This is a genomic window from Salinivibrio sp. MA440, from assembly GCF_001996265.1.
Lineage (GTDB): Bacteria > Pseudomonadota > Gammaproteobacteria > Enterobacterales > Vibrionaceae > Salinivibrio > Salinivibrio costicola.
Genome location: NZ_MUFI01000049.1, coordinates 21,510 through 28,449 on the forward strand (window position 1 = coordinate 21,510; position 6,940 = coordinate 28,449).

General features: G+C 50.1%; 7 protein-coding genes. 3 read left to right on the forward strand and 4 right to left on the reverse strand.

What is annotated here, in order from left to right; all coding sequences use genetic code 11:
* The first annotated feature begins 6 nt into the window (after positions 1-6).
* Positions 7-1,134, forward strand: a complete 1,128-nt coding sequence (locus BZG80_RS13450) for a PQQ-dependent sugar dehydrogenase (RefSeq protein WP_077679589.1) — start codon at positions 7-9, stop codon at positions 1,132-1,134.
* A gap of 26 nt (positions 1,135-1,160) precedes the next feature.
* On the opposite strand, the gene BZG80_RS13455 is transcribed toward BZG80_RS13450, so the two are convergent.
* Positions 1,161-1,508, reverse strand: a complete 348-nt coding sequence (locus tag BZG80_RS13455) for a hypothetical protein (RefSeq protein ID WP_077679590.1) — start codon at positions 1,506-1,508, stop codon at positions 1,161-1,163.
* A 133-nt stretch (positions 1,509-1,641) separates the two neighbouring features.
* On the opposite strand from BZG80_RS13455, the gene BZG80_RS13460 reads away from it, so the two are divergent.
* Positions 1,642-2,649, forward strand: coding sequence for a glycine betaine ABC transporter substrate-binding protein (locus BZG80_RS13460; protein WP_077460877.1), 1,008 nt, complete (start codon positions 1,642-1,644; stop codon positions 2,647-2,649).
* An 81-nt stretch (positions 2,650-2,730) separates the two neighbouring features.
* Here BZG80_RS13460 and BZG80_RS13465 read toward each other — a convergent pair whose 3' ends face one another.
* Complete coding sequence (locus BZG80_RS13465) at positions 2,731-3,570, reverse strand: 2OG-Fe(II) oxygenase family protein (protein WP_077460876.1); 840 nt, start codon at positions 3,568-3,570, stop codon at positions 2,731-2,733.
* A 191-nt stretch (positions 3,571-3,761) separates the two neighbouring features.
* Here BZG80_RS13465 and BZG80_RS13470 point away from each other — a divergent pair, with 191 nt between their 5' ends.
* Positions 3,762-4,142: a glutaredoxin family protein gene (locus tag BZG80_RS13470; protein WP_077460875.1), complete on the forward strand. Its 381-nt coding sequence runs from the start codon at positions 3,762-3,764 to the stop codon at positions 4,140-4,142.
* Positions 4,143-4,265: 123 nt separating this feature from the next.
* On the opposite strand, the gene BZG80_RS13475 is transcribed toward BZG80_RS13470, so the two are convergent.
* The gene (locus tag BZG80_RS13475; protein WP_077679591.1) at positions 4,266-5,681 is read right to left on the reverse strand and encodes a Na+/H+ antiporter NhaC family protein; all 1,416 of its coding nucleotides are present in this window, start codon (positions 5,679-5,681) and stop codon (positions 4,266-4,268) included.
* On the reverse strand, positions 5,678-6,838 hold the full coding sequence (locus BZG80_RS13480; RefSeq protein ID WP_077679592.1) for a trans-sulfuration enzyme family protein: 1,161 nt from the start codon (positions 6,836-6,838) through the stop codon (positions 5,678-5,680). The genes BZG80_RS13475 and BZG80_RS13480 overlap by 4 nt, the downstream gene beginning before the upstream one ends.
* Positions 6,839-6,940 lie beyond the last annotated feature (102 nt).

Genomic DNA, 6,940 nt, shown 5'->3' on the forward strand with positions numbered 1-6,940 from the left:
TGAGCAATGCGTTTGTCGCATTCATTGTGCTTGGTCGTTCTGTTTCTTGGGACAATAGGGGCTGCAGAGGCAAAAACCATCAACACGGAGGCGGTGAGCCTTCGTGTTGAAACACTGAAATCCGGCTTTTCTCATCCATGGGGGATCACTGAGCTTCCGGATGGCGATCTACTGATTACCGAGCGTGACGGCAAGCTTAAACGGCTGACACCCAATGGGCTGGTCGTCTCCATTTTAGGCACCCCAAAAAACGTGTTTCAAGAGGGGCAAGGGGGCCTATTAGATATCGCCTTGGCACCTGATTTTGCGACCAACCAGCGTTTATATCTTTCCTATGCCGCCATCGACGAGCGAGGACAAGCCGGTACTGAGGTTATAATGGCCACACTGTCTAAAGATGTACTCATTGACAGTCGTGTTATTTTTAAAGCCTCTCCCAAACGCAGTGGCGGGCGCCATTTTGGCAGTCGTTTATTGGTCACTTCTGAGCACCTATATATCACGCTCGGCGATCGTGGCCACCGCGATCGCGCGCAATTTGCCGACGATCATCTGGGCACGCTCGTGCGTCTTAATCTTGATGGTACAGTGCCGAAGAGTAATCCCTTCCTACAGGCGGATAACAAACGTGCGGAGGTGTTTAGCTTCGGGCACCGAAATATCCAAGGCATCGCCCTCGATAACACAGGCACACGTATTTGGGCACATGAGCACGGTCCCCAAGGTGGCGATGAACTCAACGTTATTCTCGCCGGTGAAAACTATGGCTGGCCGACTATAACATATGGCGTTAACTATGGACTGGGCACACAAATCGGAGAGGGGACATCAAAACCAGGGATGCGCCAACCGGTTTATTATTGGGATCCGTCAATTGCACCGTCAGGCATGATCATGGTTGACAGTGATCGCTTCCCAATGTGGCAAGGCAACCTGCTGCTTGGCTCTTTAAAATTTGGGCTATTAGTCAGGCTAGTATTGGAAGATGGCAAAGTGATTCATGAGGAGCGGATGCTTGATGGCGAGTTTGGCCGCATTCGCGACGTAATACAGGCACGTGACGGCAGTTTACTCATCCTCACTGATAGAAGAAATGGCAGTGTATTGCGGGTCACACCATTACCTCAGTCGTAGACCGTTATCTCAGTGGTAGATAGGCGCTAGGAAAGACTGGACGTCAGCTCGCCATCATTGTGAGGCATCGATAGACGATATTGCTCACCACCGTAGTCTAAATTGGTGACCAACCACGCGCTTCGTGACTTAGAACGTTCATCAAATTGAAACCCACAATGATAGCGACCGCCCATCAAACGGCAGTTCATTATAACACCACTGATACCCATATCTTGACTTGCAGTGGTGTCGGTCAAACTCAACTTTAGTCGGTGTCTGAATATGAACACGCACCAAGATTCCCCCCCCAACTTCAGTACCGCTTGAGTGACAGCTAACAGCGATGACTTCTTGTTTTTTTCTATCGCATTGAGTTGCTCTTTTCTTGACATAATGACGATCGTTAGCTTCCGTTAATATGAATTTCAGTATTTTCATCAAGATCGGTTGCCCTGAGTATAGATCGCGCTCTTACCTCATGTTACTTTTTCGACACTTAAAGCACTTACCAAGCAAGGACACGCCATGATAACGACACCAAATCGGCTGCTGGTTAGCATCCTATTCGTTTGCGCCACCACAGCGCAAGCCAATGAAAACAAGGCTTGCGGCGATGTTTCCATTGCTGATATGAATTGGAATTCAGCCACTTTAATGGCACATGTCGATCAGTTTATCTTGGAACATGGTTACGGATGTAATGCGTCTTTGGTTCCAGGCGATACCATGCCTACTGGTGTCTCAATGACAGAAAAAGGCGAACCTGATATTGCGCCAGAGTTTTGGACCAACTCTCATAAAGCAATGTTAGATAAAGGCGTCAATGAGGGGCGGCTCCGCTATGCCGGTGACGCGTTCTCACAAGGCGGCAACGAAGGCTTTTGGGTCCCCAAATACATGGTTGATAAACACCCTGAGCTAGCAACGATTGAGGGCATTAAAGCCCAGCGAGATCTTTTCCCGCATCCTGAAGATCCCGATAAAGCAGCATTCATGGGTTGCCCCGCGGGATGGACGTGTCAAATCTCCGCTGAACATATTTTTAACGCCCTTGAGCTCGACAAAGCCGGCTTTGAAATTGTCGATCCAGGCTCCGCCGCTGGATTGGCCGGCACCATCGCACGTGCTAACGAGCGACAAAACCCTTGGTTTGGCTATTATTGGGCGCCGACGCCTGTGATGGGAAAATATGAAATGGTTGAGGTCGACTTAGGCGCTGATGTCGATCTGGAACACTACAAACAATGCATCACCCAGGCAGATTGCCAATCACCTAAGGTCACTGCATTTCCGGTCTCTCCCGTACACTCTTTGACCACTGCATCCTTTGCCGAGCAAGCGCCAGCAGCATTTAACTATATCAATCGCCGTGAATACGATAACCAAGTGATGAGTGACATGCTGGCTTGGATGGATACCTACCAAGCGGACGGTGAAATAGCCGCTGACGAATTTCTACGCCGCTATCGCACTGAATGGCATCAGTGGGTCGACGAAAAAACGGCACAGCGCATTGAAGACGCCTTGCAGTAGAAAGGGAAGCACACTTGCTGACCAGGTAAATCATCCTTGCCAAGGCAGCCCCCCCCCCTTGGCAAGGATAAAGGACAGACACTAGATCACGCCCAGCTCACGCAGACGTTCCATTAAGTAGCTTTTCGCAGTGTGGCGAGAAGACAACACCACTTCTGGTTTGGGATGCAAAAACAGTGGTAAGGAAATACGTGCTTTAGTTTTATCCGCCCCCTCAGGGTTTATCACGCGATGGGTGGTTGATGGGAAATAGCCGCCCGATGCCTCTTGCAGCATATCACCAATATTGACAATCAAATTGCCAAAATCACACGGTACATCCAACCAACTACCATCTTTGGCTTTCACCTGCAGGCCCGGCTCATTCGCCGCCGGAAGGATAGTGAGCAAGTTAATATCCTCGTGCGCGGCGGCCCGGATTGCACCTAGCTCTTCATCACCGTTTAACGGCGGATAATGTAATACGCGCAGTAACGTCTGTTCGCTCCCCGCAATCATACTCGACAGTGATTGTGAGTAGTGCTCACTGACGCTGACAGGCGATTGACGCTCAACCCAAGACAACAAGGTTTCAGCTAAACTGGTCGCTTGTTGATAATAAGATTGCAGGTTATCTCGTCGTGCTTCAGGACACTGCCCCCAAGGGTAATAATGAAAGAACTCCTTTAGATCACGCTTGGTATGGCCTTTCGCCGTTTCCGCAATTTTAGCGGGGAAAAAGCCATCTTGCGTGTCTGACTTAAAGGTGAAATCGTGCTTTTCCTCGGTGTTAAAAAAGCCTTCCCACTCTTGGTAAATATCAGCGACTCGCTGCTGTTGTAGCGGGTGGTTTTTAAGAACGCCAAAGCCTGTTTCACGTAAAGATTCAACAAATGCTTGCTCCGCATTCGGTGCTTGGAAGTCAATAGCTTGCAGTATCATAGGGTACTCGTAATCGTTTGCTTTTTATCGTGAGGTTGTCGCATGCATAGTCTAACAGCGCGATCGAGAGGCACAACGCGATTCTGTACTCAGGTGGAAACACTTTATTTCCATACAGGAACAATATGTTAACGATGAGCAAACGTGTTTGGCGTGTTACACTCTGGCTTTATTGAACGCATGGAGGTTATATGGGCGTTATTCGTTGGATCCTTGGAAAAATTATTCTCGTTGTCGAGGCCTTAACCAAACCTAAGTCTCCCAAGTTAAGTGCCGAACAAACACAAGCACTTGAGCGGTTGTCAGAACAATTCACGCTCTATCAATTTGCTGCATGCCCGTTTTGTGTCAAAGTTCGTCAGGCGAGTCGCAAACTGGGGCTACCTTTGGCGGTTAAAGATGCCAAACGTGATCTGGCCGCACGGCAAGCGCTTGAGCAAGGTGGTGGCCGTATTAAAGTGCCCTGTTTGCGTATCGAAGATGATGCTGGAGACACGCGTTGGATGTACGAATCGGATGACATTATCGCGTATTTAAATCAGCAAACAGCACCAATCATCAACAAGATCTAGCCAATCGTTTAGAGGGGGCTTTTTTGGTAACAACGCCCCTGCTTGCCTTTACGCCTCAATGCAGTAACAACGCTTGCATTGAGGTTATTCAACCGCCCGCGCCATCGCTTAGGCAGTCTCTCTTTAAATACTCCCTAAGATCGCAAATGCCATTGTGCTAATCGCTCCTACGACCATAACGTAAGGAAATTGCGTGCGGATATGATCAACATGATCATTGCCTGTTGCCATCGACGCGACAATGCCGGTATCACTGATTGGTGACGTCATATCGCCAAAAATGGCCCCAGATATCGATGCGCCAATCATTAAGTGCGGGTCAATGCCTGTCGCAGCGCCAACCTGAATACCTATCGGGATCATGATTGCAAACGTGCCCCACGAGGTCCCGGTCGCCAGTGACATGATAGCGGCAATCACAAAGACAAAAGCGGCTGATAATCCCGCAGGCAAAATGCCATCAATCACCTGAGTGATGTAGTGTCCCGTATGTAAGTCTGCCGATAAATCCCCCATTAAAAATGCCAGCGACATAATTGCCCCCAGAGGCATCATATTGGCGTATCCGGCTAACAGGTGGCGGAAAAAGGCATCTAACGACAAGACACGCGTGCCGATAAAGAAAGCCATCGCGACCGCAGTCCCTCCCATCACCGCCCAAAAAACAGCAGTCGAGCCAGACCCAGAGGCAATATCGCCATTACCGGTGATAAACAGGCCCACCGGCACCATTAAAATGGTGCTCAGTAACGGCAGAACAAAATAGCTCACTTTGCCTAGCGGCTCATCATCGCGCTGATGATCGCCAGCAATAGGAAAGGCGCCCTCACGCAGTACTTGCCCGGCTGCTGCACGTTGGTCAGCTTTCGCCATTGGCCCCCAACTCGCCCCAGTGAGCACATAAAACAGCACTGCTAGCAAGGAGAGCCACGCCATTAAGTTGTAAGGAATAGCGTGCAATAGAATGTTGAAGGGCTCCCCTTCAACATAACCTTTGCTGACTTGCACGCCGATAATCGCCATCATCGCGGCACCCCAACCATTGATCATCACACTAGAGCAGGTCGCGACGCAGGATGACTGGATCACATAGGCGAGCTTCTCGCGAGAGACGCGATAGTGATCGGCTAAATCACGACTCACCGTCCCCGCTGACATAATGGAAATGGAGCTTTCAATAAAAATCAGCATGGTGGTGACCATCGCGAGCAACTGCACCGCAATCGGATTTTTCACCAATTGAGCACGCTCGGTGAGCGCATGAATCACGGCCCGCGTGCCACCAGTGACTTGGATAAGACGAATTAATCCACCCACCATAAAACAAAACAAGATGGTGCGCGTGTTTCCCGCACTGGCAAACACACCAATATAACTATCCAGTGCCTTGGCAACGCCAGCGAATGGATTGAAATTGGCGATCACGGTATAACCCACCATCGCCCCTGTCAGTAGCGACAGAATGACCTGACGCGTGACCACCGCAAGCACAATCGTGACCAGGGGCGTCACCACCGTCCAGACGCCATAATCGGTCATGATGCCTCCTGATCGAGCGCATACAGGAGATCATCAATCAAGTCACGACTGTCTTCAATGCCGACCGAGAGCCGGAAGGTGGTATCGAAAACCCCCATCGCCTCGCGTTCCTCTTCACTCATGGAGCCGTGAGACATGGACGCTGAATGGTTAATCATACTTTCCACACCACCCAGCGATTCCGCCAAGATAAAGTAACGTAAGCGGCTTAAAAATCGCTCGCTTTCGACCCGCGTGCCTTTTAACTGAATGGTGACGACTGCTCCCCCTGAGCGCATTTGCGTCTGACAAAGCGCATGTTGCGGGTGTGACGGTAAGCCCGGATAGAAAACCGCTTCAATGGCAGGGTGGTTTTCCAGCGCGGTCGCAACGTTTAGCGCATTATCGCATTGACGCTGCATACGCAGATCGAGCGTTTTTAATCCGCGTAACGCGAGATAAGCATCAAATGGCGAGGCAATTGCGCCGACCGTGGTTTTGGCAAAATCAATTTTTTTCGCCAAAGTTTCATCTGCGGTGACCAGCGCGCCGCCAATCATGTCAGAATGCCCACCAATGTATTTGCTGGTCGACAACATCACAATATCCGCCCCCAAGCTCAGTGGCGTTTGGTTCCAGGCGGTCGCAAAGGTGTTATCCACACAGGTTAATAAGGCATGCTCGCGGGCAAACTGGCAAATCGCAGCAATATCAACCAGTTCTAACAAGGGATTCGTCGGAGTTTCAATCCAAACCATGGCAGTACTTGGTTTGACGGCTGCCGCCACGGCGTCCAAGTCATTGAGATCAACATAATCGACACTGAGTCCGTTATTGGTGGCGCGGAGTTTGTCGAACAAGCGATGTGTACCCCCATACACACCGCGCATCGCAATAATGTGCGCGCCTGCGGGTAGCAGTTCTAAGGCCAAGGCTGTCGCAGCCATCCCCGAGGCCGTCGCGGTCGCATAACAGCCTTGCTCGAGCGCCGCCAACGCACTCTCGTAAGCATATCGTGTTGGATTGCCAACACGGGAGTAGCCAAAGTCTGCTTGATGGCTCAGATCGGGCTGAATAAAGCTACTGGCGGTATAAATCGGAGTAAAAGCCGCATGGTGACCTTTGTCGGTTTGATCACCACCATGAACAGCAAGGGTAGAAAAATGAGGATTTCTCATGTCAGGGCTCTTTATTGGTATAGAAAATCGCTAAAATGACAAATGTAAGTCATTATCACGACTATAAAACATAATGACATGATAATGCCCGCACAAATAAAA

Bases quoted from the DNA above. Each gene is read 5' to 3' on its own strand.
- BZG80_RS13470 (WP_077460875.1), top strand. From the start codon at position 3,762: ATGGGCGTTATTCGTTGGATCCTTGGAAAAATTATTCTCGTTGTCGAG.
- BZG80_RS13480 (WP_077679592.1), bottom strand. From the start codon at position 6,838: ATGAGAAATCCTCATTTTTCTACCCTTGCTGTTCATGGTGGTGATCAA.
- BZG80_RS13455 (WP_077679590.1), bottom strand. From the start codon at position 1,508: ATGTCAAGAAAAGAGCAACTCAATGCGATAGAAAAAAACAAGAAGTCA.
- BZG80_RS13475 (WP_077679591.1), bottom strand. From the start codon at position 5,681: ATGACCGATTATGGCGTCTGGACGGTGGTGACGCCCCTGGTCACGATT.
- BZG80_RS13450 (WP_077679589.1), top strand. From the start codon at position 7: ATGCGTTTGTCGCATTCATTGTGCTTGGTCGTTCTGTTTCTTGGGACA.
- BZG80_RS13465 (WP_077460876.1), bottom strand. From the start codon at position 3,570: ATGATACTGCAAGCTATTGACTTCCAAGCACCGAATGCGGAGCAAGCA.
- BZG80_RS13460 (WP_077460877.1), top strand. From the start codon at position 1,642: ATGATAACGACACCAAATCGGCTGCTGGTTAGCATCCTATTCGTTTGC.